The 25,053-nt window shown below is 61.9% G+C and carries 24 protein-coding genes; 10 read left to right on the top strand and 14 right to left on the bottom strand.

Annotation, left to right across the window (positions count from 1 at the left end):
* Nucleotides 1-88: 88 nt before the first annotated feature.
* The 8 genes from DBV08_RS19275 to DBV08_RS19240 form a co-directional block, all read right to left on the bottom strand.
* The gene (locus DBV08_RS19275) at nucleotides 89-826 is read right to left on the bottom strand and encodes a MerR family transcriptional regulator (RefSeq protein WP_003946161.1); all 738 of its coding nucleotides are present in this window, start codon (nucleotides 824-826) and stop codon (nucleotides 89-91) included.
* A complete protein-coding gene (garA, locus tag DBV08_RS19270) occupies nucleotides 826-1,320 on the bottom strand; it encodes a glycogen accumulation regulator GarA (RefSeq protein ID WP_003946166.1) in 495 nt (164 codons plus the stop codon). Before garA ends, DBV08_RS19275 begins: the two co-directional genes overlap by 1 nt.
* Before the next feature lie 211 nt (nucleotides 1,321-1,531).
* Nucleotides 1,532-1,936 carry a glycine cleavage system protein GcvH gene (gene gcvH / locus DBV08_RS19265; RefSeq protein WP_003946160.1) on the bottom strand — a complete coding sequence of 135 codons (405 nt, stop codon included), beginning with the start codon at nucleotides 1,934-1,936 and terminating at the stop codon, nucleotides 1,532-1,534.
* A 45-nt stretch (nucleotides 1,937-1,981) separates the two neighbouring features.
* Nucleotides 1,982-2,761 carry a DUF881 domain-containing protein gene (locus DBV08_RS19260; RefSeq protein WP_124568524.1) on the bottom strand — a complete coding sequence of 260 codons (780 nt, stop codon included), beginning with the start codon at nucleotides 2,759-2,761 and terminating at the stop codon, nucleotides 1,982-1,984.
* A 3-nt stretch (nucleotides 2,762-2,764) separates the two neighbouring features.
* Nucleotides 2,765-3,115, bottom strand: a complete 351-nt coding sequence (locus DBV08_RS19255; protein WP_003946178.1) for a small basic family protein — start codon at nucleotides 3,113-3,115, stop codon at nucleotides 2,765-2,767.
* Nucleotides 3,116-3,128: 13 nt separating this feature from the next.
* Nucleotides 3,129-3,995, bottom strand: a complete 867-nt coding sequence (locus tag DBV08_RS19250; protein ID WP_124568523.1) for a DUF881 domain-containing protein — start codon at nucleotides 3,993-3,995, stop codon at nucleotides 3,129-3,131.
* Complete coding sequence (locus tag DBV08_RS19245; protein WP_185564755.1) at nucleotides 3,992-4,591, bottom strand: CDP-alcohol phosphatidyltransferase family protein; 600 nt, start codon at nucleotides 4,589-4,591, stop codon at nucleotides 3,992-3,994. Before DBV08_RS19245 ends, DBV08_RS19250 begins: the two co-directional genes overlap by 4 nt.
* Before the next feature lie 109 nt (nucleotides 4,592-4,700).
* The gene (locus DBV08_RS19240; RefSeq protein WP_095970048.1) at nucleotides 4,701-5,315 is read right to left on the bottom strand and encodes a CoA pyrophosphatase; all 615 of its coding nucleotides are present in this window, start codon (nucleotides 5,313-5,315) and stop codon (nucleotides 4,701-4,703) included.
* 139 nt (nucleotides 5,316-5,454) lie between these two features.
* Between DBV08_RS19240 and DBV08_RS19235 the strand changes: the two genes are divergently transcribed.
* A complete protein-coding gene (locus DBV08_RS19235; RefSeq protein WP_124568521.1) occupies nucleotides 5,455-7,590 on the top strand; it encodes a bifunctional lysylphosphatidylglycerol flippase/synthetase MprF in 2,136 nt (711 codons plus the stop codon).
* Nucleotides 7,591-7,594: 4 nt separating this feature from the next.
* Complete coding sequence (locus DBV08_RS19230; RefSeq protein WP_124568520.1) at nucleotides 7,595-9,862, top strand: DUF2254 family protein; 2,268 nt, start codon at nucleotides 7,595-7,597, stop codon at nucleotides 9,860-9,862.
* Here DBV08_RS19230 and DBV08_RS19225 read toward each other — a convergent pair.
* From DBV08_RS19225 to DBV08_RS19205, 5 genes are all read right to left on the bottom strand, one after another.
* Nucleotides 9,824-11,113 carry an esterase family protein gene (locus tag DBV08_RS19225; RefSeq protein ID WP_124568519.1) on the bottom strand — a complete coding sequence of 430 codons (1,290 nt, stop codon included), beginning with the start codon at nucleotides 11,111-11,113 and terminating at the stop codon, nucleotides 9,824-9,826. The two genes, DBV08_RS19230 and DBV08_RS19225, sit on opposite strands and share 39 nt — an antisense overlap.
* A gap of 65 nt (nucleotides 11,114-11,178) precedes the next feature.
* Nucleotides 11,179-13,662 (bottom strand): aminopeptidase N, encoded by a 2,484-nt coding sequence (pepN, locus tag DBV08_RS19220; RefSeq protein WP_124568518.1) that lies wholly within the window; start codon nucleotides 13,660-13,662, stop codon nucleotides 11,179-11,181.
* A gap of 48 nt (nucleotides 13,663-13,710) precedes the next feature.
* On the bottom strand, nucleotides 13,711-14,511 hold the full coding sequence (gene thiD, locus DBV08_RS19215) for a bifunctional hydroxymethylpyrimidine kinase/phosphomethylpyrimidine kinase (protein ID WP_003946192.1): 801 nt from the start codon (nucleotides 14,509-14,511) through the stop codon (nucleotides 13,711-13,713).
* Nucleotides 14,512-14,604: 93 nt separating this feature from the next.
* Nucleotides 14,605-15,219, bottom strand: a complete 615-nt coding sequence (locus DBV08_RS19210; protein ID WP_260395654.1) for a class F sortase — start codon at nucleotides 15,217-15,219, stop codon at nucleotides 14,605-14,607.
* The gene (locus DBV08_RS19205) at nucleotides 15,216-15,953 is read right to left on the bottom strand and encodes a hypothetical protein (RefSeq protein ID WP_124568517.1); all 738 of its coding nucleotides are present in this window, start codon (nucleotides 15,951-15,953) and stop codon (nucleotides 15,216-15,218) included. The genes DBV08_RS19210 and DBV08_RS19205 overlap by 4 nt, the downstream gene beginning before the upstream one ends.
* 343 nt (nucleotides 15,954-16,296) lie before the next feature.
* Here DBV08_RS19205 and DBV08_RS19200 point away from each other — a divergent pair, with 343 nt between their 5' ends.
* Nucleotides 16,297-16,740, top strand: a complete 444-nt coding sequence (locus tag DBV08_RS19200) for a hypothetical protein (RefSeq protein WP_124568516.1) — start codon at nucleotides 16,297-16,299, stop codon at nucleotides 16,738-16,740.
* A 21-nt stretch (nucleotides 16,741-16,761) separates the two neighbouring features.
* A complete protein-coding gene (locus DBV08_RS19195; RefSeq protein WP_124568515.1) occupies nucleotides 16,762-17,583 on the top strand; it encodes a class II glutamine amidotransferase in 822 nt (273 codons plus the stop codon).
* Nucleotides 17,584-17,668: 85 nt separating this feature from the next.
* Here the strand turns inward: DBV08_RS19195 and DBV08_RS19190 are convergent, their stop codons facing one another.
* Complete coding sequence (locus DBV08_RS19190; protein WP_021333511.1) at nucleotides 17,669-18,226, bottom strand: QsdR family transcriptional regulator; 558 nt, start codon at nucleotides 18,224-18,226, stop codon at nucleotides 17,669-17,671.
* A gap of 275 nt (nucleotides 18,227-18,501) precedes the next feature.
* Between DBV08_RS19190 and DBV08_RS19185 the strand changes: the two genes are divergently transcribed.
* The 6 genes from DBV08_RS19185 to DBV08_RS19160 all read left to right on the top strand — a co-directional run bounded on the left by DBV08_RS19185 (nucleotide 18,502) and on the right by DBV08_RS19160 (nucleotide 24,900).
* Entirely contained in the window at nucleotides 18,502-19,413 is a 912-nt protein-coding gene (locus tag DBV08_RS19185; RefSeq protein WP_161120793.1) for an ABC transporter ATP-binding protein, read from the top strand.
* A complete protein-coding gene (locus DBV08_RS19180) occupies nucleotides 19,413-20,387 on the top strand; it encodes an ABC transporter ATP-binding protein (RefSeq protein ID WP_185564753.1) in 975 nt (324 codons plus the stop codon). Before DBV08_RS19185 ends, DBV08_RS19180 begins: the two co-directional genes overlap by 1 nt.
* Before the next feature lie 130 nt (nucleotides 20,388-20,517).
* Complete coding sequence (locus tag DBV08_RS19175) at nucleotides 20,518-22,050, top strand: ABC transporter substrate-binding protein (protein WP_185564751.1); 1,533 nt, start codon at nucleotides 20,518-20,520, stop codon at nucleotides 22,048-22,050.
* 80 nt (nucleotides 22,051-22,130) lie between these two features.
* Nucleotides 22,131-23,093, top strand: coding sequence for an ABC transporter permease (locus DBV08_RS19170; RefSeq protein ID WP_158510646.1), 963 nt, complete (start codon nucleotides 22,131-22,133; stop codon nucleotides 23,091-23,093).
* Nucleotides 23,090-23,950 (top strand): ABC transporter permease, encoded by an 861-nt coding sequence (locus tag DBV08_RS19165; protein WP_020969703.1) that lies wholly within the window; start codon nucleotides 23,090-23,092, stop codon nucleotides 23,948-23,950. The genes DBV08_RS19170 and DBV08_RS19165 overlap by 4 nt, the downstream gene beginning before the upstream one ends.
* 65 nt (nucleotides 23,951-24,015) lie before the next feature.
* Nucleotides 24,016-24,900, top strand: coding sequence for an SCO6745 family protein (locus DBV08_RS19160; protein WP_063316365.1), 885 nt, complete (start codon nucleotides 24,016-24,018; stop codon nucleotides 24,898-24,900).
* Nucleotides 24,901-25,053: the final 153 nt, after the last annotated feature.

Genomic DNA, 25,053 nt, shown 5'->3' with positions numbered 1-25,053 from the left:
TTGCCTCCAACCTGACGTGATCCAGCCGACCGGCTCCGATGCGGTCGTACTGAAATTCTATTCGAGTGTGCCCCGCTGATCGAGGAACTCAGCGATCGAGACTTCCCCGAACGGCCGATTTGACCAGACACGTGTGCAGAGTCAACGACAGCGCGGCCAGTTCCCGGACCATTTCCTCGGCGCGATCACGCGCTCCGGCGTCACGACCCTTGGCAACCGGTCCGGCGATCTGGGTCACCAGTCCCGCTTCGCGATCGGCAGCCAACTTGAACGCCCGCAGATGGCGAACCTCCAAGCCGTACTCGGACATCGCCTTCGCGGTGCGCGCCAATGTCACGGCGTCCTCGTCGAAGAAGCCTGCCGCGCCGGGAACGACCAAACCGGTGCGGATCAGATCGGTCAGAAACCGATCGTCGATGTCGGCGCGCGCGAGAAGATCCTGACGACCGACCCGAACTTCGCGATCGACTCGGAAAGCCTCGGGTGAGACATCGCCCGTAGCGATCGACAGGACGCGGGCACGACGAGGCGCAGGAACTTCTGCACTCACCGTCGCTGCGCCACTGTCGATCGCTTCGAGTTGTTCTTTGATCACTTTGAGCGGCAGGTACTGATCGCGTTGAGCGGTCAGCACGAAGCGAAGACGCTCGCAGTCCTCGACAGAGAATCTGCGGTATCCCGACGGTGTCCGTTGTGGGCTGATCAAGCCCTCGGACTCGAGGAAACGGATCTTCGAAATCGTCACGTCGGGAAAATCTGGACGCAACCGATCCAGCACGGAACCAATCGACATTCCGGGCTGGCTCTGCTGCCGCACTGCCGTCATTAGCTACCCGCACCTGCTGACGACTCGCCGACCTGCGAACCGCCGGCACGAGGGCCGGTGAGGAACACCAGACGGAACTTGCCGATCTGAACCTCGTCACCGTTCGCGAGAACTGCCGAATCGACAGGCTCACGGTTGACGTAGGTGCCGTTGAGGCTTCCGACGTCGACGACGTGGAAATCTGCATCTTCCTGACGGAACTCGGCGTGACGACGGCTGACGGTCACGTCGTCGAGGAAGATGTCGCTGTCCGGGTGTCGACCTGCCGACGTCGTCGGCTGATCGAGCAAGAAGCGGGATCCTGCATTCGGTCCCCGCTTGACCACCAGAAGTGCGGCTCCGGCGGGAAGGCCTTCCACGCCCGAAACCGGCTGCTCGGCGGCCGGTGCTGCAGAGGAGGTGTTGTCGAGCTCATTGAGGAAGTCCGCACGGAAAACCGAAGTGGTCTCCGCCGGCGACTCCCCATAGCCCGCGTCGTTACCGTTCTCGCTCACTGTTTCTCCTCCTGGGTCAATCATCCAGATCATGAATCACTGGACTACGCAGTGCACTTTCTTCACGAGCATCTTTCACAGTCACGTTCGATACGGCCCTGCGCCCCGACTCGGCACATGCGTACCTAACGACCGTACCCTGCGCAGACCGCCGTGTGCAGCGAGACAGGCCGCGACACAACACGAGTTGGCCGGTCCACGCGCAGGTTTTCTACTCGGACGTGAGCCCCTTGTATGCCTCCGCGTCCAGAGTTGCCGCCAGAGCGGCGTCGAGTGTGGCCTCGTCGGCAACCTCGAGCTCGACCAACCAACCCGTGTCGTACGGATCGGTGTTGACGAGGTCAGGCTGTCCGTCCAATTCACCGTTGGCTGCAAGAACTTTCGCAGTGAACGGAGCAAAGATGTCGGAGACGCTCTTGGTCGACTCGACCTCACCGAGCGATTCACCGGCGGTCACGTCCTCGTCGACAGCGGGAAGCTGGACGAACACGACGTCACCGAGCTGCGACTGAGCAAAGTCGGTGATACCGACTCGAACTGAGGTCGGGCCGGTTCGCTTCACCCACTCGTGCTCCGCGGTGTAGCGCAGATCGGTAGGTGTATCGAGCTCACTCACAGTGGCTTCCTTTCACAGGCCGTCCGAAAGTCGGACGCAAAAAGATCAATTTCCGGGTTGAGCGTATTGGCGCGGATTCAATTGTCGCAAGACGGAGATCGTGACCTGCTGCGATTGCTCGACGGACGACGTTCCGCCGTTGCGTGCGACATTGTCGAAGACGCCTCCGGGAATGTTCAACGCTGCCGCCAATGTCGGCGGATCCCCGATCGCGGTCACAGTGTACGGCTGCTCGATCCGGGTTCCGTCCAATTCGATCTCGCCGCCGCGCCCACTCACCCACGAGTTCACGCCGATACGAATGGGTTCGCCGTTCGCACCGGCAATCGAGATGGCCTCGGCACCGGCAGCACGCAGTTCCTGGATGAGATCGAGAATCACTTCCGATCCGACGCCGCCTGCTGGATCTGTCAGGGTCATCGTCACACCCGGTCCGGTAGCGGGAGCGGTCCCCACTTGAATGGAGAGCGAGGTCAGCCGCGCCCGCGCCTCGTCAAGCGCTGCTCCCGTGTTTCCGCCGGCTTCCAAAGTGGCAAGCGATTCCTGAAGATTCGCGACTTCCTGCCGCAGCGCGGCTTCGCGACGATTCAGGTTGTCGAGAACCACCAAGAGGTCTGCAGGGCGCGCGGCGTCGAGTGAATCTCCGGCCACTGTGCTGCGTACCTGTGTCGCAATCGCGACGCCGAGCACGCCCAGGAGCACGGCAGCGAGGATGGCGAAGACGACGTTGGTGCGATGTTTCGACGGTGAACGCAACTCGTGACGACCTTCACCCGTGGTCGTGACGGGTGGTTCTTCGGGTTCAGTCGTGGCGTGGTCGGACATGCCTCACGCTCCGAACAGTCGTCGTCGCAAGGCCGCTGCGTTCCCGAAGATCCGGATACCCAATACGACGACGATGGCCGTCGAGAGTTGAGTACCCACACCCAACTGATCGCCGAGCCAGACGATCAACGACGCGACGAGCACGTTGAAGACGAAGGAGACCACGAACACCTTCGCGTCGAAGATCTCGTCCAGATACGCGCGAAGTCCGCCGAAGACGGCGTCGAGCGCTGCAACGACAGCGATCGGAAGATAGGGCTGGATGACGTCGGGCACCTGCGGGCTGAAAACAACGCCCAAGACGATGCCGACGACCAGTGCTGCGAGTCCGTACAGGGCGGAACCGGCCTTCATCGAACTCCTTCTGTCACTTGGGCTCTGTGAGTTCTGTTGCCACCCGGACCGCGCGAGGCGTTGCAGGCGGCAGTGTCAACGAATCGTCCTCGGCCACCGCGAAACCGACTCCGTACAATTGCGAGACGCTCGACATTCTCACGTAGGCGTCGCTGACGACGAACTCTCTCTGCAGCGCGCGCGTGTCGCCGATCGCCTCGACGCGGTACGGCGAGAAGACAGGTTGGTTGTCGACGAGCATCGCGCCGCCCGCCTGACGGATGGTCACCGTCGGCCCGATTCGCACGCCGCCGACGGCAATTGCCTCCGCTCCGCCCGCCCACAGGGCGTTGACGACGGTCTGCAGATCGCGATCGAGGACAACGGTCTTACCGCCGACGCTGCGCTGGGACGCGTCGGTGAGGTTCGGGCGTCCGGCCGGGTCCGTCAGGGTCACGACCAGACCTTCTCCGTGAACAGCTTCGGCTCCTGCACCGGATTCGACCGCTCGCAGTTGATCGAGGACCGCGCTGCCGCGTGCATCGCCTTCGAGCGCCACGCCGCGCGCGGCGTCCACGTCACCGCCGAGTGAATCGCGGGACGCGGCCAGCGAATCGATACGATCCTCGGCGTCACGGACCTTGGCCACCAACTCGCTTCGAACCTCCTCGGTACCGGTCACCTGTTTGGTGGCCTGCACTGCGGACACCGTGACGATGAACCCGATCAACAGTGCGCCGAGAGCCAGCCACGGCCCGGTTTTCGAGGATCTGTTCTTGGTGTGCTCGTGTTGACGTTCGAATGCCGTTGCTTCGTAGCCCGGATCGAGATGTTCGGTCATGAGCGACCGAAGCAGCGACGGTACCGGGTTACGACGGACGTCCTCCCCGGTCGACTTCATCGGGGCACGACCTCGTGTGTTCGCGCCACGTCGACGGCCTTGAGCACGTAGATCACGGCAGTCCACACGTAGAGGACGGTTCCCCAGATCAGGAAAGCGAAACCGAAGGCATGGGTGAACGGTCCGATGGCCCAGTCTCCGTGTCCGGCAAGAATCAACGGCAGCGCGAACATCAGTAGGAAGGTCGCGGCCTTACCGAGATAGACGACCTCGGGCGGCGGCAGTCCACGCCGCCGGTAGATCGGCAACGTCAACGCGAGTAGAAGATCACGTCCGATCAATACCGCCGCGACCCACCAGGGAATGAAATCGCGGGCGACGAAGGTGACGAGTGTCGTGACGACGTAGAGACGGTCGACCAGCGGGTCGAGAAGCGCTCCCAGACGGGAGGTTTGTCCGAGCACTCTGGCCAACTTGCCGTCGAGCCAGTCGGTGAACCCGCTGAGCATCAACAGTGCCAATGCCCAGCCGTCCGAGTGCGTGACGAGCAGTAGATAGGCGAACAGCGGCAGAGCGAGTAGACGCACGATACTGAGCACATTGGGAACAGTGAGAATCCGATCCGTGGGGACCAGTTCTTGTTCGCCAGAGTTCACTGCACACACCTCGCGTCGTTCGATTGCCGTGCGGCCAGCTTTCCACAGCACGACGGACTATTCGCCGAGGCGCCGTAGCCCGAACTGTCCCGAGCGTGTCGAGCTGGTCTTATCGCCAGGCGAACACCGGTTGCTCGAGGTTGTCGATGCGCGTGGTCCGTCCGTTCAGAACTTCGCGGAACTGATAGATGACGGCTCCGGTCGGCGCATGGATCAAGCTCGTTCGGAACGGCCATTGAATCACCGGGTTAGGTGACTCCTCGATGGTGACGAATCGCGAGTCCACGTCGAGCTCCTCCGACGTCACGGCATACACCTGGGCCACCTCGTCGGGATTGGGTACCAGTCCCCCGATGTCCTCACCGGACCAGACGACGAACGGTCGGATCACAAATCCCGAACGGGTGACGTAGTCGTCGAGCCGGCCGATGATGTTCGACTCAGGGACGTCGACGCCCAACTCCTCGGACAGTTCCCGAACCGCTGCTTGTTCGGACGACTCGCCCGGGTCGACGCTTCCGCCCGGCAACGCGAACTGACCGGGGTGGGCGCGCATCTTGCTCGGCCGCTTTGTCACCGGGAACACCGGTGTTCCGTCCGCAGTCCGCATGACGACGATGACCACCGACGCCGAGCGCCTTCCGTCCAATTCGACCGACCGAGGTTCGAAGGCAGCTAGTGAGGCGGCCACGTGGTCCCGATTCAGTAAATCTCCGTTCACCATGGCTCGACAGTAGCGCCACGAGACTGAGACCCCCAGCCAGTCTGGTCCATTTTGACCGCTTCGCCTGATTATCGGTCTGTATTCCTGTCATGCTGAACAGGCAGAATCCACCGTGCGGCATGGCGAGAAGAGAACGTCGATGGCTGAGCAGTCCCAGACCCCCACCCCGCAGACCGACCAGAGCGCGCCGGGCGCGCCGAATCGGGCCTCCCGCTTCGCCTCCGAAGCGCTCAGTGTCCTGCGGCGCGTGCCGTTCACCGCGATCGTCGTGCTCACCATCACCGTCGTCGGGATCGCCACGGGTGCGTTGTGGAATCACGTCCGTACCTACTCGTGGTTCGACGACATCGCCTACGGAGTCCCTGCCTTGCAGGAAGGCAAGTGGTGGACTCTCGTCACGGGGTGGTTCTTCGGATTGACGCCAGGTCAGCATGTTTCGATCATCGTCGTCTTCGCCCTCGCGGTCGGCTGGTGCGAGTGGCGCCTGGGCACCAAGAACGCGGCCATCGTCACGATCAGCGGTCAGTTGGCGGGCGAAGTGGGTGCATCACTCCTCCTCTGGGCCGGCAGCCACACCGACTGGGATTGGGCCCGCAACCTCGCCACCCACCGCGACGTCGGTGTCACCACCGCCATCATCGCCGCACTCGCCGCAACAACCGCAACTCTGCGCTCGCCCTGGCGAATGCGAGTGCGCGCCATCCTGTGTGCGTACATCGCCATCGCATTTCTCTTCGAAGGCCGCCTCGCCGACGTACAGCACCTCATCGCGGTCGCGATCTTCCTCCCGGTGGGCGAGAAGTTCTTCGGCGACGGAGAGCGTGGGTTCATCCCCCGAACCCGACGTGAGATCCGTCTGCTCGGATTCATCGGCCTGCTCCTGATCGGCGTGGTCGAGATCGCCGTCTGGTTGTTCCCCGGAAGCGGACCGTTCGGGCCGACGGAAGCCGAAACCGGTTCGGGCTGGACCGCATTGGTCGACGTGATCATCGTTGCCCTGATCGCGGATCAGTTGCGACGAGGTCGCCGCTGGGCCTGGTGGGTTGCTGTGGTCTTCGGTTCTCTGACGGTTTTGGCCACCGCCCTCGTCCTCGGTTCGGTCATCTTCTTCGACTACGAAAGCGCCGGCGCCGTCACGGTCGGTACCGCGCTGCTCTGGCTTCTCGAACTCATCTTGTTGATCAAGGGCCGTCACGCTTTTCACGTGCCGATGCGGCGCAAGATTCGAGGCGGGCCGCTGTCCGGGAACGATCCTCGCGCCGCTGCGCGGGAACTGCTCAAACAGCACGGCGGCGGAACCATGTCGTGGATGACGACGTGGGACGGCAACAATTACTACTTCGGTGAGTCGGGTGAGAGCGTCGTTGCATTCCAACGACATGTCGGTGTCGTCGTCGTTCTGGCCGATCCGATAGCGAGCCCCGACAGGCTTGCCGCGGCGGTCGACGAATTCACGACGATGTCCGAAGCCAACGGCCTCACTCCTTGCCTGTTCTCCGTAGGAAGGGAGACGGCCGATGCCGCCACACGGCGCGGGTGGCGCACCGTTCAGGTCGCCGAGGACACGATCGTCGACCTACCGGAATTGCAGTTCACCGGGAAGTCCTGGCAGGACATCCGCTCGGCGCTCAACAAGGCCAAAAAGGATGACATCACCTTCCGGATGACAACACTGGCAGACGAACCGTTCTCCGTGTTGGCTCAGGTGCGCGCCATCTCGGAGGAATGGGTGGGCGACAAGGGACTACCCGAGATGGGGTTCACTCTCGGCAGCGTCGAGGAGGCGCTCGATCGCGACGTCCGGGTCGGCTTGGCCGTCGACCCGACGGGAAGCATTCACGGCGTCACCTCGTGGTTGCCGGTGTACGGCGAGGGCGGCGTCGTCCGGGGTTGGACCCTCGACGTCATGCGTCGACGCCCGGACGGGTTCCGCCCCGTGGTCGAATTCCTCATCGCATCGTCGGCTCTCGAATTCAAAGAACAAGGTGCCCAATTTGTCTCACTGTCCGGAGCACCACTCGCCCGCAGCGACGACGGCGCCGACGCCGCATCGATGGACCGCCTGCTCGACATGCTCGGAGCCGCGATGGAACCGCTCTACGGCTTCCGGTCGCTTCACGCGTTCAAGAAGAAGTTCAAGCCCAGATACGAACCCGTTTTCCTGTGCTTCCGCGACGAGGCCGACCTGCCTCGGATCGGAATCGCACTGACGCGTGCATACCTACCCGACGCGACGGCTCCTCAGCTGATCAAGCTCGCCACCAGCAAGAGCTGACGCCGTGCGGTCCTGGTTCGAGCACACGGTCGTCGACACCGGCAGACTCCCACTGTTCTTCCTTCTGCTCGCCTTTGTCCTGACGTTCCTGTTCATCCGCTTCAGCGTTCGAATGATCCGTGCGGAGGTCTCGTGGTGGCCGGGCAATGTCACGCCCGGCGGAATGCACATCCACCACATGGTTTTCGGCCTGATGATGATGCTCGTGTCCGGTTTTGCCTTCATCGCTCTGGCCGACTATCACACCCCGATCGCCAACTGTGTTCTCGCGTCGGTGTTCGGTATCGGCAGTGCGCTGGTGCTCGACGAGTACGCACTCGTGCTGCATCTACGCGATGTCTACTGGGCCGAGGAGGGTCGCTCGTCCATCGACGCGGTGTTCGTTGCCATCGCGATCTCGTTCCTTTTCCTTCTCGGAGTCCACCCGATCGGGTTCGCGGGAGAGTTCGACCCGTACGAGCAGGACCGTAGCCTGGCGACGTTGATCGGCGTCGTCGTCGCGATCGTGATCCAACTCGGACTCGCAGTGATCACGTTGATGAAGGGCAAACTCTGGACCGGCCTGATCGGACTGTTCTTCACCCCGCTTTTGTTGGTCGGCGCGATTCGATTGAGTCGCCCGGGTGCTCCGTGGGCGCGTTCGCGTTACCGCGACAAGCCCGCGAAGATGAGCCGCGCAGTGGCGCGTGAGCAGCGCTATCGCGAGCCGATGATCCACGCGAAGATCTACGTTCAGGAAGCGGTGTCGGGAAGTTTCGGTTCCACTCCCCCGCCCCCACCACCGCTCCCGGTCGTCGATACCTCGACGCCCACGTCGAAGGTCGGACTGTCGCAGCGGCTTTCGGACAGAATTCGCTGGCGTCGCACTCGCCGAAGACTACGAACAGTCCCGGTCTGGCGCCTCCCCGTGATCCTCGTCGTTCTGTCCGTCGTGACCGCGACCATCCTCGTCGGGATCGACGGAGACCTGGTGAGCGACGGCGACGTCGGCACCATTTCCGAGGGCGTGGACGCCGGGGCCACCGCAACGCTGCTCAGCGTCATCGCCGGCGGGATGATCACTCTCACCGGTCTGGTGTTCACCGCCATCACCCTCGCAATGCAGTTCGGCGCCTCGCAGATTTCGGTGCGGGTGGTCCCGATGCTTGCGCAACAGCGAGTGATGCGGTGGTCGATCGGCATGTTTCTGGCCACGTTCGTCTTCTCCTTGATCATTGCGCTCGATCTGGCGCTCGATTCGGAGAATTCCTCACCGACCATCTCAACGGCGATCGCACTGCTTCTGGCATTGGCCAGTGCGATCCTGTTCATCGCGTTGGTGGCGAAGGTCGGGTCGATTCTCAATTCCAGTCGGTTGCTGCGTTGGATAGCGGCCCAGGGTCGCAGCGCGACGATTCGTGCCTATCCGCTGTACGAGGACTTGCCTTCCGGCGCACCGAAACCCAGTCAGCCGCTCCCCCTCCCCCAACCGCGCGAGTCCGAAACCTCCGAAAGCGCCGACGCACTGGTGATTCGCCTACGCCACCTTTCACCCGACGGCCGGATTCTGCTGGCGATCGATCTCGCACGATTGCAGCGTTTGGCCGGCCGCTGGGACGTCTCGGTCGAGGTCGTCCCCAGCATCGGCGAGTTCGTCGCCCAGAACGCGCCCCTCTTCGAGGTACGCGGACCGTCACTGAAGGTTCGTCCGGACACATTGATGTCGTGCTTGATCTTCGGTGACACGCACAGTCCGGTCGTCAGCCCCGGTGCGGCGCTGCAGTCGATCGTGGACATCGCGCTCAAGGCGCTCTCACCCGCCATCAACGATCCGGGCCGAGCCGTCCAGGCTCTCGATCACATCGAGGACCTTCTGGTACTCCTCGCCCCACGGGTCCGCTTCGACACGTCAACCTCGGATCTCACACTGATCCGGGGGCAGCAACGCACCTGGACCGACTACGTCTCTGTGGCGACCGACGAGATCAGGCACTTCAGTACCAATTCCGCGCAGGTCCAGCGTCGTCTACGCGCGGTATTCGCGACCCTGCTCGAAGCCTGCCCGCCGGATCAGCACCCTCCGCTACTCGAGCGCGTCGACGCACTCGATGCGCAATTGACCCGAGAATGGACCGGCGCACTCGACCTTCGACTCGCGAGTGTGGCGGATCCGCAGGGATTGGGCTCCGAGGCCGGGGCGACCGGAAGAATTCACCCGCTGATCATCGGGTCCGCCGAACTTCCGGACGACCGTTCACCCGGGCAGACCGAGTCGCGTTCCCAGCCAACCTAATTGACTCGCCAATCCAGCCGACCACACCTGGAAGCTGTGTCCTCCGTCGACCTCGGCGTACTGGACGTCCATCCCTGCAGCCTTTGCGGCCTCGTACAGCGTTTGAAGACCCGGGCGGTAGTCGTTGTCCTGTTTGCCGACCACGAACACTCCGGCGCTGTCGGGGAACTTCTTCTCCCGGAGCAGATCCTGCGGATTCACTGCCGCGAACGCGGCTTCGTTGCCGCCGAACGCGGCATCGACCGTCTGCTTGCGATCACCGAGGGTGGGCTCGATCTGACCGGACAGATCCAGGAACGTCGGATACACGGCGGGGAAGTTCGTCGCCATCTGGAACGCGCAGGTACCGCCGTAGGAAAGTCCCCCGATCGCCCACTTCCTCGGGTCGGGATCCACCTGGAGGTTCCCGCGCACCCAGTCGGGAACATCGCGCGAAAGGTACGTTGCGACGTTTCCGAGTTGGGAATCGACGCAGAGCGGATTCGCCAGTTCCGACCCGGTCCCGTCAGCAACGACGACAACGGGAGCCAAGCCCGAATGCGCAGCGGCGTAGGCGTCCATGGTCTGGACGAGACGTCCGCCCTGTAGCCAGTCCTCGGGCGCGCCTGGTTGGCCGGCAAGCAGTACCAACACCGGCAACTCCGGTCGTGGGTTGGTGAAATACGCGGGCGGTAGGTAGATCTCGGCGTCGCGGGCGCTGAATCCGGAGACCGTCCCCGCAATCGTGACCGTGCTGACCTTGCCGGTCGACGGCATGTCCGCTGGAGCCTTCCATTGCGAAACCGGTACCGCGCCGTCCTTGCCGTCGTCCAGGTCGGCGAGTGAAACCTTCTCCGCGTCCGAGAGTCCCAGCGCTGTTCCCAACGTCGGATACGACTGGAACTGCAGATTCACGTGAGCCGCGCTCGACACGACCACCAGGAGCACGGAGACCACGGTGAGCACGCGGCCGTCGATCCGCGTCGCCGCAAATACCCGCGAAACGCCCAGCAGCACGCCGAGAATGCCCAACCCGATCCACACGTAGACCGGACGGGCAATCGGATCGGGGAACGGGTGCCACACCTTCTCGATCAGCCAGTACAGCACGAGAGTGATCGCGATTGCCGCGACGATGCAGACCGGAATCGAGATCAGCACGTGACGCCTCGATCTCGAGAAGATCAGCCACAGAAGTGCCAGAATTCCGAGCACCGTCACCACGGGCGGAACCGGGCCCGTGACCAGCGACAGGTCCGTGATCGTGTGCACGTCGTCTCCCGTCGCAGCCCTGTTTAGACAATATCCAAGAACAGGACATTTCGGAGCTGATGGCGTCAGATCACTGCGTTCGACGCCTGGGCACGTAGGTCTCGGGCCAGGTGATCCCGACGCTCGAGAACAAGCCTCCGCAGCGACGCGGGCGCCTCCGCATTGGCCTGGATCCAGGAATCGACAGCAGAGGTGTCTTCAGCTGCCGGGAAGAGTCCGTTCACCAACCGTCGGGCGATCTCGATGCTGCGTTCGGACCACCACTTCCCCAGGGACGAGAAGTACTCTGCCGCATATCCCTCGATCAACGACGGGTCCGTGCCCGAACGGAATCCGGCGATCGTCGCATCCAGGCGGTCGTTCGAGAGTGAGCCGTCAGTGGTCGCCGACGCCCAGGCAGCCGCCTTGGTCTCGGCATCGGGAATCGACGCCGCGGCGCGGACGTACGCCGTTCGACCCGCTGACGTGCTGTCCTTGCTCAGCTCACCGTCGAAGTCGCTCACACTCGCATGGCCGGTCGCCGACAGGGCGATCCACAATGCCCACCGCAGATCAGGATCGAGAGCCAGTCCGACCGGCCCCGGGCAGGTGCCGTCGAGTATCGACCGCACCTCGTCGGCGCGAGCATCGTTGACCGCTGCAGCGGCCGACAGAGCCCGTGCCCATGCCAGCTGTCTTCCGGACTCCGGTTCGGCTTCGAACACCGCCTTCCAGGTCGTTTCCAACCAGCCTGCACTTACATTGGGCCGCAAGCTTTTCGGAACGTAGTGAAGAACCGCGTATTGGGCATCGGTCAGGATCGAGCTGAGAATCGCAAGATCTGTCTCCGCGGGAGCGAATCGTTCCACCATGTCGAGGTACCGGAACACCGAGAGCTGCGCATCACGCACCGAGTTCCACAGCGACGACCAGATCACCCCGCGCGCAAGCGGATCGCTCACGCGGTCCAGGGATGCCTCGACAGTGGACAGAGATTCCGCGTCCAATCGCACCTTGGCGTAGGTGAGGTCTTCGTCGTTGAGCAGTGTGAGTGCTCCGGGCGGAAGGTCGACCGACGTGCGTGATTCGGTGATGTCGAGTTCGACGCGTTCGGTGCGAACAAGGTCTCCGGACTCGTTGTAGTCGTAGATTCCGACTGCGAGCCGATGCGGCCTCGGGTCCGTCTGGACCAGGTGTGTTCCGTCGAGCGACAGCGTGGACACCCCGGTGGTCTGCAACCAGATTCGGGCCCATTCGCGCACGTCGCGCCCGGAAGTCTCCGTGAGCACGTCGAGCAGATCGACCAGCGTGGTGTTTCCGTACGCGTGAGCCTTGAAGTACCGGCGTGCCGCTTCGAAGAACGCGTCACGCCCGACGAACGCCACAAGTTGTTTGAGGACACTGGCGCCCTTGGCGTAGGTGATTCCGTCGAAGTTAAGCTTCGCAGCTTCGAGATCGACGATGTCGGCGACGATGGGATGAGTTGTCGGAAGCTGATCTTGGAGGTACGCCCACGCTTTTCGCTTGATGGCGAATGCCACCCAGGCATCGGTGAAGCGAGTGGCTTCGGCGCTGACCAGCGATCCCATGAAATCGGCAAAAGATTCCTTGAGCCACAGGTCGTCCCACCAGACCATGGTCACGAGATCGCCGAACCACATGTGCGCCATTTCGTGCAGGATCGTGTTGGCGCGGCGCTGATGCTGCTCGTCGGTTGCGGAGCCGCGGAACACGTATGCCTCGGTGAAGGTCACCAGTCCCGGGTTCTCCATGGCGCCGAGGTTGTACTCGGGGACAAAGATCTGGTCGTACTTGCCGAACGGATACGGATAGTCGAAGTACTCGGCGTAGAAGTCCAACCCCTGACGGGTGATGTCGAAAACGTTGTCTGCATCGAGGTGTGGAGCCAACGACGCCCGGCACAGCGCACCCAACTCGACAGTGAGTTCGCCGCGACTCCACGACGACGCCACGCGGTGATACGGCCCGGCCGCGATCGCGGTGATGTAGGTCGAGATCGGCAGCGTCGGGGCGAAAGTGACGCGTTGTGCACCGTCCACGGAGAGAGTCTGGGTCGCGGGCTGATTCGACAGGACTTCCCAGCCGTCAGGTGCTGTCACCTCGAATGTGAAGGGCGCCTTGAGGTCCGGCTGCTCGAAGCAGGCGAAAACACGCCTGGCATCGGCGGGCTCGTATTGCGTGTACAGATACGTCTGATCGTCAGCGTCGTCGACAAATCGGTGCAGCCCTTCACCGGAACGGCTGTAGTTGCCGTGAGCTGCCACCCGAACGACGTTCGATCCGCCGAGTCCGCGCAGCACGATCCGGGATCCGTCGTACTCCACCGGAATCGACGCACCGTCGACGTCCACGGAATCGACTGCAGCACCGATGAAATCGAGCCACGTGGACTCCACCGAGGACGTCAGATCAATTGTCGCGACCGTCGAAAAGGTCTTCACGGCGGAGTCGACCGCCGATCGCAGATCCAACTCCACCCGGTAACCGGCGACGGAGATGGCTCGAGATCGTTCGGCGACTTCGCTTCGATTCAGGTTCGCAGTACTCACGCACTCGATCCTGCCAGGCCGCGCGCGGCGATGTGAGCCGCCGTGCGCCTATCCCTTGAACGCGCCCTGCCAGACGGTGTCGAACGGCGTGTGTGCCGAGACGCGGCCTTCGATGCCCGCCGTGACGAACTTCTTGGCCAGAGCGACGGCTTCTCCCACGTCGGCGCCCTTTGCCAGCTCCGCGGTCACTGCGGCGGCCAGCGTGCAACCGGCACCCGAGACGCGCTCTTCGCCGACCTTGGGGGCGGAGAGAACAGTCACGTCGGTCCCGTCGAACAACACGTCGACGGCGTCGCCACCGGCGAGTTCGACACCGCCCTTTGCGAGCACGTACTTGGGTCCGAGGTCATGGATACGACGTGCGGCCTCGATGAGGTCGTCGACGCTTTCGATGCTGTCCATTCCGGCGAGGGTGCGTGCCTCGAACAGGTTGGGTGTGACGACGGTGGCGAGCGGAAGAATCGAATCACGAAGTGCTGTATCGGTATCGAGAGCCGCGCCGGGCTCCTGGCCCTTGCAGATCAGGACCGGGTCGAGGACGACGTGGCGCCAGGACTGCCGACGCAGACCCTCTGCCACAACCTCGATCGTGGCAGGAGTTCCCAACATTCCGATCTTGACGACGTCCAGATCGTGAGCTGCCGTGGCAGCCTCGATCTGATCAGCGATCACGTCAGGAGCGATCGGCACGAAGCGATGACCCCAGTTGTTCTTGGGATCGAACGAGACGATGCATGTGGTGGTCGCTACGCCGTAGACGTCCAATGCCTGGAACGTCTTCAGGTCGACCTGCAGGCCGGCACCGCCAGTCGCTTCGGACCCAGCGATGACATAGGCGAGGTCAACCACAGCACAATCTCCTTCTTCGGACTTTCGAAACGTGCGTGGATGGCCACGAACGCGGGACCCAGTTTATCAACCGTTCCGACGTCTGGTTTTCGGCTATGCGGGCACCGGAGTTCCCCACGCGACGTCGTTGTCCTCGTATCCGAACGGCGGACCGACGAACTCGCCGCCGCAGGTGATCAGCGCGAGGGTTTCGGGTCCGTCGAGGCTGTTCAATCGCTCGACCGGCAGCTCGCCGTCCTTGCCGTAGTGATCGACCGCATCGATACGGTAGTTCCAGGTCTGTCCCCCGGCGCCCGCCACGGTCACGACCGAGCCGATTTCCAGTGTCGAGAACTTCTTTCCGAAACCGTCACCCTGATAGATGTCGTTGATGTGTCCGGTGATCACCACGGTGCCCGCGCCGGAGCCGGGAAATGCCGAATCTGCCCACCATCCGATCTCACTGACATCCTCGGGCGGAATGAGCGAGCCGTCCGTCGTCGTCTTGATCGGCAGGATGTCAGCGGTGCTGTTGCCTGTGCGCAGCGTGGTCGGGACATCCGGACCGTCGACTGCGGCGCGAACTGCCGGCGGCAAATCTTGTTGGCCGGTCGCGAGGACGCGGGTCGGCGAGTCACCGTCGTCGGAACATCCGCCGATCAAGAGCATTGTCGCCACTACTGCAGCGGCCCACGTTCGGCTGGCCGTGGATCCAGGTGCCGCTGTCACGGACGAGAAGTCGGGCCGGAAGGGACATGGGAAATCGGAACGCGGTTTCCGACGTCGCGACCGGGAAGCGCGCCGCCGTTGTCCCCGACGCCACCACCGGCACCGTTGTCGCCGTCACCACCGCCGTTCCCGCCACCGCCATTCCCGCCACCGCCTGGGCCTGGGCCGGGACCAGGGCATTCACCTTCCGAATCGGTAGTGTCGCCGCTCAAAACGATCTTGACCGCAGAAAGGTTGACTGTCCGATTCTGGGCTACCTGGCCCGGAGTGGCGACATCGAAGGCGAGCTTGGCACGTACGGGGATGACCGAACCGTCGTCAGCGTCGGTGACCGTTGACCCTGACCGGCCGAGATCTTGGGTCAACGTCATTCTGGAGATCAAATCCTGATCTCCGGTCAAGCCGGCGCCGTCGATCCGAAGGGTCCCTCGGACGGGACTTCCGTGGGCTCTGATCGTCACCGATGCGCGAAACTCGAGGATGTCTCCCGGCACTGTCCGCCACGCCTCGATCGAGTTGATTTTCGTTCCAGGCGATCCAGTCGAGATGTCGTACCAACCGTCGATCACGGCCGGATCGAGTGACATCGAATTTTCGTTGATTTCCGAGTTGCACGCGCGGGTGAGCGAAACGGGGGCAGCCGATCCCACTGCGGGGAGTGCTGTCGACACAACGGTCGCCAAGACGAAGGCCGTCGCGGTGATGCCCGCGGTACGCCTGCCGAAGATCGTCATTCTCTCGCTACCTTTTTTCCGCGGACCGTAGCTTCCGGTCAATTCAGTCAAAATACCAGTACAGCTGGACAAATAGGTCGAATTCCGTGCCGAATTCTTCTTGTTTTCTGTGAACTTCGGTTACGAGCAATTTCTCCGCACACGCGTTCCGGCAAGGGGTACATCGGATCAACAGGGGTCAGTAGTTACATTTCGCCCGCACATCGGAGCAGATCGCACTGATTTCTCACCGCATTGGACAGGTATTTCCGTTTCATAGCGGTCAGCCGGTGGAACAACGATCACTACAACGAGCGTGCCGGGCACGTGTCCGGGCGCCCCCACCGAATCAAGGGAAACCGTCATGTCGGATACAACATCAGTCAAGCAGGGTTTCGCGGTAGGAACATCGATCGGGGCAGCCGTCATCTTGGTGACGGTCGGCATCGTGCAGTTCTTCCAAGGACTCGCTGCCGTCGCCGAAAACGAAGTGTTCGTAGTCGGGATCGACTACGTCTATCAGTTCGACCTGACGACGTGGGGTTGGATCCATCTCGTGCTGGGCGCGCTCGTCGCTCTCGTCGGGCTTGCACTGTTCACCGGAGCGGCCTGGGCGCGGGTGTCGGCAGTGGTGATCTGCGCGATCTCGATCATCGCGAACTTCTTGTGGCTGCCGTACTACCCCTGGTGGTCGACTCTCATCATCGCGCTGAACATCGTCGTGATCTGGGCTGTGTCGACATGGAAGCCCACCCAGACGACGCACGCCGCTGCGCATGCACCGTCAACGCCGACTCAATCTGCTTGAGTTGAAAGTATGTGTAGGTGGATGGCGTATTCCGGAGAGCCGATACTGGCCCATGACTTGCTGTTCAGGCCACAGCACTCGCTGATCGACCAGAGCCTGCATTCTCAACTCGGGGCCACGACGACAAATGGCGACGGCTTCGGAATCGGCTGGTACGGGGAAGGCCCCCAACCGGCAGTTTTCAAGAGCATCGAACCCGCGTGGAACGACTCGAACCTGCGCGAAGTCACCTCCCAATTGCGCACCCCTCTGCTGTTCGCTCACATCCGCGCCTCGACGGGAACTGCAGTGCAGCGCAGCAACTGTCACCCGTTCCGGCACCGGCAATGGTTGTGGATGCACAACGGTTCACTACACGGATTCCACGACATGAAACGGGAATTAGTGACTGCCATTGATCCGTCGCTCTTTCTGGATCTCGAAGGATCGACGGACTCGGAAACCTTGTTCTTCCTCGCGCTGACGTTCGGCCTGACCGACGATCCGTTCGAAGGTGTCGCGAGGGCCGTCGGATTCGTCGAGCACACGGCCCGCTCGCAGGGAATCGACAATCCGGTTCAGATGACCGTCGCCACGTCGGATGGCATCTCCACCTGGATCTTTCGCTATTCCAGCGAGCACCAGTCGAGGTCGTTGTTCTTCTCCACCGAGATTTCCACGTTGCGCAAGCTCCATCCTGAGGTGGATGCCCTGCACCATCTGAGTGAGGAGACCCGAATCGTCGTCTCCGAGCCTCTACGTGACCTTCCCGGCGCCTGGAACGAGGTTCCCGAATCCGCCGCAGGCGTCATCCGGCCCGGACGGGACGAGATGCGGAGCTTTGTGCCGATCCCACCAGCCTGATTGGGTCATACAACCAGGCATAGCTATGAAATAGCTTGCATTCGAGGCGCTTTCACGAAAACTGAGAAAACGGAAACTCGGCACACTAGTCACGCGAGAGGATGAGCCGGAACGCCAAGCGAGCCTTCTCCGTATCCGGAGTGCCACCAGTGAGCAAATCGTTGTAGATGAACGACTCACCCACGCGAACCAGCAGATATGCCATGTCCTCGACGGGCAGGTCTGGCCGAATCTGCTCCGGTATTTCAGCTTCGATCAGCCTTCGCACGGATTCGACCATCGTGCCCTGAATCGGCCCCAGTCCAGTTGTGAGTATGCACAACGCCTTTTGCGGTTCCCGAGTCAAATACGTCCGGAAGAATTCGGTCTCGATTGTCGCCCGTGCATGGTAAGTGAGGACGTCGACAACCCTTGACGCTCCGCTTCCACCGCACTCCTCGAGGCCCATTCGCCACGTTCGGCGCGCCAGCGAATCGAGCACGTCACCGGTAATTGTGTCGCGATTCCCTGCACGCCGGAACAAGGTGGTCCGATCCACCCCCAACTCGGTGGCCAAAGCGTTCACATCGAGCGGTTTTCCGGCTGCGAACTGTCGTCGGGCGGCACTCAACGCTTCCGCGCGGATGTCACGTGTCTCGGCCATGGAGTGAATGTATCGCTGACGACGTGCTGGTCGGTAGCCGGAGGCGATCAGACGGCGCCATCGACGGCAATCGTTGCAACATTCATTGACTTTGTTGCAGGTGAGTGTTTATGGTTCCCCGGTACGTGATTCCAGTCACAACAGTTCAGTTGTTTACGGAGGAATGCGATGAACGATCACACGTGGACGACCCGACGATGAGCCCACTTCTGCAAGTACGAGACCTCACGGTTGACATTGGGACAGAATCGATTTCGAACAGACTCCTCGACCGAGTGAGCTTCGAGTTGGGGTCGGGCGAAATCACCGGCCTCGTAGGAGAGAGCGGGAGCGGAAAGACACTGACCGGACTCGCTCTGCTCGGTCTCTTGCCCCGTACGGCAACAACCAGCGGAAGCATCCGTTTGGAAGGACAGGAACTTGTGGGTCTGCCCGCCGCCGAGTTGAGGAAAATACGCGGTCGCGACGTCAGTATGGTCTTCCAGGACCCGAGTTCGGCTCTCAACCCCTCCGTCAGCATCGGTCGCCAGATCGTCGATGTGTTGAAGGCCCACCGCGACATCACGAAAGTCGATGCGGAGGACGTGGCTACAGATCTTCTCCACCAGGTCGGTCTGGCCGACCCGAGCAGAACCTTGAAGTCGTACGGGTACGAGCTTTCCGGCGGGATGTGTCAGCGGGTGATGATCGCGATGGCCCTGGCATGCGGTCCGAAGTTGCTGATCGCGGACGAACCGACAACAGCGCTCGACGTCACCATCCAAGCTCAGATTGTCGATCTCCTTCGAGAACTGGCCGAACAGCGCGATCTTGCCGTGTTGTTGATCAGCCACGACCTCGCGGTTGTCGCCGAGGTCGCGGATCGAGTCATCACCATGTTTCGCGGCGAGATCGTCGACGTCGCGCCACGAGACGTGCTGCTTCGGCGGCCCGCGCATCCCTACACGTTCAGCCTTCTCGAGGCGGCACGCTCGACATTCGAAGAAGTCTCCTCCCAATCACCCAAGGCGCGAGGCGATTTCACCAGCAAAGCCCCTGCTGACGGCGTGGGTTGCCGATACGTCGCCCGGTGCAACTACTCCGAGGAGCTCTGCATATCCGATCATCCACTTCTGATCGGATCACCGGAATCGGCAACAAGATGTCACCGCAGCGACGAACTCGAGTTGCTCGGACTGGTGAGCTGATGAGCAACACCGACGTCATCGTCGACGTTCGGAATCTGGCAGTCGAGTACGGACGCGGACGCAAAGCTCTTCGCGCGGTCGACGACGTCAGCTTCTCCGTACAGAGGGGCGAAACCCTTGCGATAATCGGTGAATCCGGATCGGGAAAATCCTCGACGGCTCACGCTCTCGCGGGTCTGGTGGCTACGGCCGCAGGCTCCATCACTATCAATCTCGACGACCCGGCGTTCGGCAAGGGTGGATCTTCCCATCTCATTTTTCAAAACCCTACGTCGGCCTTGAACAATCGGATGGCCTCATGGGCTTGCGTAGCCGAGCCGATGGCGCCAGGGCGTCTGCGCATCCCACAGTCCTTGCGGCCGAAAGCCGTCGAGCTGTTGCGTAGGGTCGGTCTCGGCGCTGAGCTTGCCGACCGCCTCCCGACCCAGCTCTCCGGCGGTCAACGCCAACGCGTGACCATCGCTCGTGCACTTGCCTCCAAGGCGCCACTGATTCTCTGCGACGAACCGGTTGCCTCCCTGGATGTTTCGCTTCAGGAAGAGGTGTTGCAGCTTCTTGCCGATCTCCGAGAAGAACATGACCTCACGTACATCTTCATTTCGCACGATTTGGGTTCGGTGGCACGGATCGCCGATCGCGTCGCGGTGATGTACCTCGGCCGAATCGTCGAGATCGGACCGGTTGCCACGGTCCTGAGGACTCCATCGCACCCCTACACGCAGGCGCTTCTCGCCGCGGCCCCGCACATCGAACTCGAGCGGCGCAGTCGTCGGAAAGCATTGGTGCGGGGCGAGTTACCCGACCCACGGAATCCACCCTCGGGCTGTCGATTCCGCACCCGCTGCCCGTTTGCGATGGATCGCTGTGCGTCGGAAGGGCCGTCACTTCGCGCGGCCTCGAATTCCGCACACAGCTCCGCCTGCCATCTATCGTCCCCGGCCACATCGATCGGAATCTCCAACCCGCCGCAGTAAATGCGTGCCGCGTCAGTCTCCCCCTTCCGAGAAGACCAAAGCGAAAGTCCACCATATGAATCCGCGTCTGTCTTTGCGATCCCGATATCCGATCACACGCTTCCAGAATCATGGGAAAAGTGGCCCACGTGTGCTGGTAGCTGCGTTTGCACTTTCTGCTCTTGTGCTCAGCGGCTGTTCGAGCAGCGCCACCGGTACCGCCGGCGATACCGGACCTGCCGATCCGAACGCCGAACTCAAGGTCGCGACATCGCACGTGCCCGCCTCGCTCGACCCGTGTGCGGGAAACATCGGATACGACATCGACTACTTACAGTTGATGTATGCACCACTGATCGATGCGGAACCTGCCACCCAGAAGTTGCGGCCCGGAATCGCCAGCGAGTGGGGCTTCTCCGGACCGGACAACCTGACGTTCGAGATGACGTTGCAAAACGGCTTGACCTTCCACGACGGTACAGCTGTCGATGCAGCAGCCGTCAAGGCAAGCATGGAACACTGCTTGAGTCTCGGAATCGTTTCCGTCCCGACGATCAAGCGCATCGAAGCAACGTCCCCAGATCACGTCACGATCTCGTTGAGTTCACCTACCTCCGGTTTACCAGGCTGGCTCAACGGCAGATTGGGAATGGTGGTCTCCCCCACTGCGCTGGCAGCAGCAGGGGCAGATTTCGCCAACAAGCCTGTAGGCGCAGGGCCGTACACATTCACCAGCGCAGTCCCGAACAGTTCATACACATTCAGTCGATTCGACGATTACAAACCGGCAGGTCCACCCAGCCCCCAGCTCGCCAAGATCCAGATCCAGGTGATCTCCAATCCCACAGCGCTGACAAATGCCCTGACATCGAACGCTGCGGATTTTGCATACGGGCTCACACCGTCGAGTGCTCCGATCCTCGAACGGAATCCCAACCTGAACGTCAGTCACGACCCGAGACTCGGAGTTGCGCTCGTCGTGATCAACAACAAGAACCCTGTGGTTAACGACGTCCGGGTTCGTCTGGCGATGCAGTATGCGCTCGACCGCAAGGCAATTGCGCGAGCCGCGCTGGACAGCTCGGAAGGAACTGCGGCGTTCGGTCAATATCCTCCCGGTTCGCAGTTCTACGACGAGGAAACCGAAGATGCATGGCCGTACGACCCGGAGAAGGCCAAATCGCTGCTAGCGGAGGCGGGGTATCCGAATGGGGTCACCGTGCGCGGACTAGCAGGCAACCTACCGCCGTACTCGACCAACGCGGTCCTTGTCGGAGAACAATGGGAGAGAGTCGGCATCAAGGTCGACTTCGTCGAAATGAGTGGACCTCAGGCGATTACGGAGTTCGTCGCACACAACAGCGCGGACGTCTTCAGCGTGGGATGGCCCACGCGAGCATCCGCACCGCTCAATTTCGAAGCCTCTCTGGGTTCGCGATCGTACTTCCGGCAGAATTCCGTCCCCAACGAGGAGTTGGAGAAGTTGATCGCACTGTTGAACAACACGTATGACGAAACCGCTCAGCTCGACATCGTCAAACAGATCAATCAAGTCGTGATCAAGTCCGCTGAGTACGTACCGTTGTACTTCACTCCCGACGTGGTCGCCTACACGAAGAACGTCCACGGGGCCGTTCCCGCACTGAACGGCTCCCCCAATCTGACGTACCTCTCGAAGTCATGACGACGACCTTTGTATCGCAAGAGAATTCGTTGGCCCCCGAGCCTGAGAGCGTTCCGACCCGAAACCCTCACCGATCGCCGGTGAATCCTTACATACGGATGATCGGCGTCCGGTTCGCACAGATAATTCCTACCGCGATTATCGCTAGTTTCATAACCTTTGCCCTTATCCGGATAATCCCCGGTGGACCAGCCGAGGCACTTCTCGGTCCGAACGGCAGCGATGAAGCGATCGCGGCACTCAACGAGCGCCTCGGATTGAATCAACCTCTGCTGGTCCAGTACTGGAACTGGGTGGTGTCGGCTCTGCACGGAGATCTGGGAACGTCGCTACAGAACAGCGCCCCCGTCGGCCCACAGATCCTTGCGCGCCTGCCGGCGAGCGCCGAGCTCGTTGTACTCGCACTGTTACTGTCCGCCGTCGTCGCCATACCGCTGGGTGTGTGGACCGCGACGCGGCAGGGACGACGCAGCGATGGTCTGACCCGCACGGTTTCGGGGATCGGACTCGCGGTACCGGACTTCTTCCTCGCTATCGTGCTGGTCGATGTCTTCGCCCTCGGTTTGGGAGTTCTACCGGTGCTCGGCTGGGTTCCTCTCGAGAACAGTGTGATCGACAACCTGAGCCATTTGGTCCTACCAGCAACGGCGCTCGCTGCCGGCGCAGCATCGATTGCGGTTCGGCAGACCAGGGCTGCGATGATCGAGACACTGTCAAGTGACTACGTACGAACTGCGCGTGCGATGGGTATCGACGAGCGGAAGATCGTGTGGCGCTACGCGCTACGAAACATCGTTCCCACGATTGTCACTGTCTATGGATTGCTCGCCGTGGCGATGCTGGGTGCGACGGTCATTCTCGAGCAGATCTTCGTGCTGCCGGGCCTCGGGAGCGCTCTCGTCATTGCGATCGACACGCGAGATTATCCGATGCTTCAAGGCATTGTGTTGCTGTTCGTCGTGATCGTGCTTCTCGTGAACATCCTGGTCGACGTCGTCAACAACATGATCAGCCCACAATTGAGGAAGGGAACGATCTCGTGAGCCAACTCGCGCTTACCACCGCAGGCGAGACCCGCTCCAAGTGGGCTCTCCCTCGACTGCACCCCGGATTATGGCTCAGCTACTGCTTTCTCGGAACGCTGATAGCGGCGTCCGTTTTGGCCTCGTTCGTGGCTCCGCACAGTCCGACCGATCAGAACCTGACCAACACGTTCGCCGGTCCGAGTGCACAGCACCTGCTTGGCACTGACGGCTTCGGTCGTGACGTGCTCAGTCGATTGATCTGGGGAGGACGCTCCGCCTTCTTCGGCGTCGCGATCGCTGTCGCTGTCAGTCTGCTGTTGGGAATTCCGTGGGGGTTGATCGCCGGATATTGGCCACGCTGGATCGGCGCGTCACTCCTCCGGGTGGCGGACGCATTGCTGGCATTCCCAGGTTTGGTTCTCGCAGTGGCTATTACCGGTGTTCTGGGGCCGAGCCTGATCACGTCGATGTCAGCGCTCGGAGTCGTCTATGCACCCACAATTGCAAGAATTCTGGCTGCCGGGGTCAGCGAAACGAGGAACCGAGACTTCGTTCTGAGCGCGCGACTCTCAGGATGCCCGCCGCACGTAGTGCTCCTGCGTCATCTTCTTCCGCACGCAATCGGGCCGGTTGTCGTTCAGGTGACCGTGCTCACCGGCCTGACTTTTCTCGCGCAGGCGGCACTCTCATTCCTGGGGTTGGGAATACAGCCCCCCACTCCGAGTTGGGGCGGTGACTTATCCGATGCGTACCTGCACATCTTGAGTGCACCACAACAGATTCTCCCCTCCGGCATTCTGATTTCATTGGTCGTCCTGGCCGTCTACCGAGTGGGTGATGCCGTCCGGGACCGCATGTATGTCAGAGGGAGATAGCCGGCGTAGAACAACCATCCGACTCGACTGTTCGAAGACCACACCACCAGCATGAAGGACTATCGATGACCTCGATCGCACCAGAAACCGCGCGCCGCGTCTTCCGTGGAGCCGAACCAATACACGGCATGATCTACTTCACCCCTTTCGGCGCGGAAGCATATGCCGCACTGGGCTTTACACACCCTCGAATGGGCTACTTCGCTTCGCGGTCTGCGCCCATGGGCGCAGTAGCGGCTGAAGTCACCATCGCTACGTTCTTCAACTTCAACCCCGAACTGGTACACGCGGTGCTGCCGGAAGCCTGGACAATCGCCACCCCCGAACAGATCCTCACCGCTCGACTCGACGCTGTCGACCGTTCGCTGCGCAAGGCCTGGGGAGAACATGTCGACGGCACCGAAGTTCGCGAAGCTGCCGAACTCGCACGTCGAGCCGCGGAACGCGCCTGCAACAGACCACAAGGGCGACCCCTGTTCGGTGGGCACGCATCATTGCCGTGGCCTGAGGAGCCTCATCTCGTGTTGTGGCATGCCCAATCCTTGCTCCGGGAGTTTCGCGGAGATTCTCATGTCGCACTTCTTCACGCCGAGGGACTCAACGGTGTCGAAGCGTTGGTAGTCCACGCCGCAACCGGTGATGTTCCTGCTGCTGCTCTGCAAATGAGCCGGGCATGGGACAACGATCAGTGGGCGGAAGGCGTCGAAGGTGTGCGGGCGCGTGGATGGCTCGAAGACGGCCCCGAGCTTCACCTGAACGAGGTGGGTCGCGATCGCCGGAAGCGGGTTGAGCATCAGACCGATGTGCTGGGGTCGTACCCGTACGAGGCGATCGGAGAGACCGGATGCAGTCGACTGATCGAAATCTCGGAACGTCTCTCCGGTGAAGTGATCGATGCAGATCTCGGATTTCCGGCAGCACTGGCAGCACGTCGCCGATTGCGTGCGTGACAGCAGGTCGTGAGTGTCGGACGTGGCTGGTGGTGATACGACGAGGGTGTCACCACCAGCCCCTTCACACGATTGTCGCCGAAGTCGGCTGCGCCCCGAATCTGCACAGTGAGAAGGCATCCGGATGAAACTGCCGTTGTGCCGAATTCCCGC

This window comes from Rhodococcus sp. KBW08 (assembly GCF_003852455.1).
Taxonomy (GTDB): domain Bacteria; phylum Actinomycetota; class Actinomycetes; order Mycobacteriales; family Mycobacteriaceae; genus Rhodococcus_F; species Rhodococcus_F baikonurensis.
This window is presented reverse-complemented; position numbering and strand designations above follow the sequence as displayed.

Excerpts from the sequence above, each read along its gene's own strand:
- DBV08_RS19255 (WP_003946178.1), bottom strand. The coding sequence starts at position 3,115 with ATGAAGGCCGGTTCCGCCCTGTACGGACTCGCAGCACTGGTCGTCGGC.
- DBV08_RS19250 (WP_124568523.1), bottom strand. The coding sequence starts at position 3,995 with ATGAAGTCGACCGGGGAGGACGTCCGTCGTAACCCGGTACCGTCGCTG.
- DBV08_RS19160 (WP_063316365.1), top strand. The coding sequence starts at position 24,016 with ATGACCTCGATCGCACCAGAAACCGCGCGCCGCGTCTTCCGTGGAGCC.
- DBV08_RS19200 (WP_124568516.1), top strand. The coding sequence starts at position 16,297 with ATGTCGGATACAACATCAGTCAAGCAGGGTTTCGCGGTAGGAACATCG.
- DBV08_RS19180 (WP_185564753.1), top strand. The coding sequence starts at position 19,413 with ATGAGCAACACCGACGTCATCGTCGACGTTCGGAATCTGGCAGTCGAG.
- DBV08_RS19260 (WP_124568524.1), bottom strand. The coding sequence starts at position 2,761 with ATGTCCGACCACGCCACGACTGAACCCGAAGAACCACCCGTCACGACC.
- DBV08_RS19235 (WP_124568521.1), top strand. The coding sequence starts at position 5,455 with ATGGCTGAGCAGTCCCAGACCCCCACCCCGCAGACCGACCAGAGCGCG.
- DBV08_RS19195 (WP_124568515.1), top strand. The coding sequence starts at position 16,762 with ATGGCGTATTCCGGAGAGCCGATACTGGCCCATGACTTGCTGTTCAGG.
- DBV08_RS19275 (WP_003946161.1), bottom strand. The coding sequence starts at position 826 with ATGACGGCAGTGCGGCAGCAGAGCCAGCCCGGAATGTCGATTGGTTCC.
- DBV08_RS19190 (WP_021333511.1), bottom strand. The coding sequence starts at position 18,226 with ATGGCCGAGACACGTGACATCCGCGCGGAAGCGTTGAGTGCCGCCCGA.
- DBV08_RS19205 (WP_124568517.1), bottom strand. The coding sequence starts at position 15,953 with ATGACGATCTTCGGCAGGCGTACCGCGGGCATCACCGCGACGGCCTTC.
- DBV08_RS19240 (WP_095970048.1), bottom strand. The coding sequence starts at position 5,315 with ATGGTGAACGGAGATTTACTGAATCGGGACCACGTGGCCGCCTCACTA.